Annotated in this window: 3 protein-coding genes; 1 reads left to right on the top strand and 2 read right to left on the bottom strand. The window is 43.4% G+C overall.

The features are described 5' to 3' along the window. Nucleotides 1–144: 144 nt before the first annotated feature. Together sir and AC4II3_RS27165 are read right to left on the bottom strand one after the other, a co-directional pair. Nucleotides 145–2,097 (bottom strand): sulfite reductase, ferredoxin dependent, encoded by a 1,953-nt coding sequence (gene sir / locus AC4II3_RS27170; RefSeq protein ID WP_488015401.1) that lies wholly within the window; start codon nt 2,095–2,097, stop codon nt 145–147. Nucleotides 2,098–2,457: 360 nt separating this feature from the next. Continuing rightward, nucleotides 2,458–3,006: a hypothetical protein gene (locus tag AC4II3_RS27165; protein WP_488015399.1), complete on the bottom strand. Its 549-nt coding sequence runs from the start codon at nt 3,004–3,006 to the stop codon at nt 2,458–2,460. Between the two features lie 239 nt (nt 3,007–3,245). Here AC4II3_RS27165 and AC4II3_RS27160 point away from each other — a divergent pair, with 239 nt between their 5' ends. Further along, the gene (locus AC4II3_RS27160) at nt 3,246–3,467 is read left to right on the top strand and encodes a hypothetical protein (protein WP_488015398.1); all 222 of its coding nucleotides are present in this window, start codon (nt 3,246–3,248) and stop codon (nt 3,465–3,467) included. Nucleotides 3,468–3,589 lie beyond the last annotated feature (122 nt).

Here is a 3,589-nt window from a genome sequence, read left to right as displayed (position 1 = left end):
AATTAAGAATTAAGAATTAAGAATTAAGAATTAAGAATTAAGAATTAAGAATTCTGCATTCTACATTCTACATTCTCAATTCTGCATTCTTCATTCTACATTCTTCATTCTGCATTCTTCATTCTGCAAACCTGCCCGCGCTAGTTATGCCAAATAAGCTTTCAGAGCTTCTGCTGCCAACTCCGTCATACTTTTCCCTTGGTTAGCAGCAGCTTCCTTAAGACGAGCATGGACTTCTTCGGGAATGCTAATTCGACGGCGATTTTTAGCAGTAGAAGATTTTTTAGCTGAGGATTTCTTACTTGGTAGCTTGGCATCTGGATTAACTATACCGCTACCTAGCTCATAGTTAGCAGAAAATTCCCGAAGGGCATCAAAGCCAATGCGATCGCAAAAATCCCCAAAACTCTCTTCTGGTTTGCGCTCTTCCCGAAACTGCACAAAAATTGGTTCAAAGAAAGATTCCAGCTCACTTTCTGGCATTTTCTGCACATAGGCTCGTGATAACCGAGTTTGATCTGGTGAAGCTCCCAGCCACACTTGATAAGCCTTTGGTGCGCTACCGACAAATCCCAACTCTGCCATATACGGTCTAGCACAGCCATTAGGACAACCAGTCATTCGGATCACAAAATATTCCTTCTCTAACCCCAATTTGTTCAGCAGTAACCGAATCCGATCAACCATGCCAGGGAGCGCCCGTTCTGATTCGGTAACCGCTAAGCCACAGGTAGGTAAAGCTGGACAAGCCATGGAGTAGCGCACTAACGGTTCAATTCCTTCTGGAGTAACTTGAATACCGTGCTGTTCTAGAATCTGATTCAGGGCTTGCTGGTGGGTCGGGTCAATCTCATAAAGAATAATATTGTGGTTAGCAGTCAGCCGCATCGGTAGGGCAAATTTCTCAGTAATTTCCCGCAGAGCTGTTTTGAGTCGAAAATCCCCTTCATCTTTGACCCGACCATTCTCAATCGATATCCCCAGGAATAGCTTACCGTCTCCTTGTTCGTTCCAACCCAAATAATCTTCGTACTTAAACGGGGGTAAGGGCTTAAACGGTGCCAGGGTTTTACCGAAGTAGCTTTCTACTTTTTCCCGGAACTTATCGACACCCCAATCATTGATTAGGTACTTCATTCTGGCATGACGGCGGTTTACGCGATCGCCATAATCCCGCTGGGTTGCCACAATTGCCTTAACCAAGTCATAGATATCGTCTTTCTCTACATAGCAGATGTGGTCAGCTAGACGAGCAAAGGTTTCTTCCTTATTGTGAGTGCGACCCATACCCCCACCAGCCAGAACATTAAATCCCTCCAGTTCTCCCTGGTCGTTAGTGATTACCACCAACCCCACATCTTGGGTATAGATATCAATCGAGTTATCCCCGGGAACCGTTACGGAACACTTAAACTTCCGGGGCATATAGTGTTCCCCGTAGATTGGTTCCTCTGTGTCCTTGAAAATAGTACCATTACCATTGCGCTGCCGTGCTGCTTTCACCTCCGGAGCTTCCTCAGCACTAATTACCTTTTCCCCATCCAGCCAAATCTCGTAATAGGCACCAGTTTGAGGGGTAAGTAAGTCAGCAATCCGATCAGCATACTCCCAAGCATACTGATACTCTGGTCGATTTTTGTATGGTGCTGGCGCAGCCATAACATTACGGTTGAGGTCTCCACAAGCACCCAACGTTGACCCCATATTGCGGATAATTGCTGCAATTGTCGCTTTCAAATTCTTCTTGAGAATGCCATGAATCTGAAAACCCTGACGGGTAGTTACTCGTAGGGTATGGTTACCATACTCTTCTGACAACTGCTCCAGAGTCATATAAAGCTCTGGTGGAATAAATCCTCCAGGATTTCGAGTGCGCAGCATCATCTGATAGTCTTTTTCCTGACCCTTGACCCGGTTATCTCGGTTGTCTTGCTGGTAAGACCCGTGAAACTTAAGAATTTGAATAGCGTCTTCTGTAAAATGAGTGGTATCCTGTAGCAATTCAGTTGCCACCGGCTCACGCAAGAAGTTACTGCGTTCTTTAATTCCTTCAATCTTAGAGGGTTTGCGGGCTTTAGGAGTCTGAGATACAACCATGGGTTCAACGGAGCAAAAAAGATGAATAAGTATAATTACCGATAATTCGGTCGGGATTACGGTTAATTATTAGATCCTAATACTACCGTTGCCCATTGGATCGATAACTTTAGAAATCCTAAAATTTCTCCAAATTCATTCATTGTCGTTGAATGAGATACCGGCAAAGAGGAAAGGAAAGAGTTGAAGGAAGGTTGAAGCTAGTAGATTGGCCAAAGCGAGTAGATGCACAAGAGGATTGTTGTCACCTCAGTTGAAGTATTTGACAGTTAATGCTTCATCCTTTATACTTCATCCTTCATGCTTCATCCTTCATGCTTCATCCTTCATCCTTTCCCTTTGACAATGGACATAATAAGTTTAGAAACGATAGCCTGCACCCAATGTAACAGTGACAGATTCAGCTGAACTATTTTCGTAAGCGTTAAGACCTACCTTAGTATTACCGTAAACCAAAACATCCTTAGCAATTTGGCTCTCAGCACCCACACCAAGCACCCAAGCATCTTGATTACCTATGGGTGTATTGTCTCCGTCATCTTCAATAAAAGAGTAACCAACACTAGCAAAAACATTAGTATTTTTGGCTACGCCTAGGTCAAAGGAAACACTAGGAATAATCGCGCTAGTTTCATCATTGAAAATCACATCACCTCTTAGAGAAACTGGAATATTTGAAGTTGTCAGACGAGTGGTAATATTACCACCAATATTTTGGTCATTTCCTTGTCCATCACTGGTTACACCGCCAGCCAGTCCAACGCCAATGTAGCTAGCATCTGTACCTTTAGCACGGAGATCATCGGCTCCTGGATTAGCGGAAGCCATACTATTTCCTAGTAAAACTGGAGCAATTGTTGTAGCAGCCAAAGTAGAAATAGTGAGAATAGATTTTAGTAAACCTTGCATTGTTTGTTTCCTCAAATTCGTTTTTTTTGTTCCTTTCTCTACAAGTCGTTGGGAATAAACAAAAGGTTCCTGAGGTTCTAAAAAAAAATCTAAATACTTGAAAACCTTGAAATGACTTGAATCTAGCTAATCCGGATATAAGTAGAAAAAATCTGGCTTACTTTTTCCTTCCCTAATTAGTTGATACTCTTTAAAAGAGAGTCGGTTTTATCAATTAATTTAATGTCTGTGTTTTGGTAGTGGACTGTTTACCAGGTGTCACAGATTGTAAGTATTTAGCTATCAGCTATCAGTTATCAGCCATCAGCTATCAGCCATCAGCTATCAGCCATCAGCTATCAGCCATCAGCTATCAGTCATCAGCCATCAGCCATCAGCCATCAGCCATCAGCCTATGCGCTACGCGCACGCTACGCGAACAGCTATTAGTCATCAGCCATCAGCCATCAGTGATGCGCTAGGCCCACACAGCTATCAACTATGACCCATTCGCATAGCGTGGCCAACGGCCAAGGCTTTGCCTGACTACTGACTACTGACTACTGACTGCTGACTACTGACTACTGACTGCTGACTACTGACT

The organism is Moorena sp., from assembly GCF_982860115.1.
This window is presented reverse-complemented; position numbering and strand designations above follow the sequence as displayed.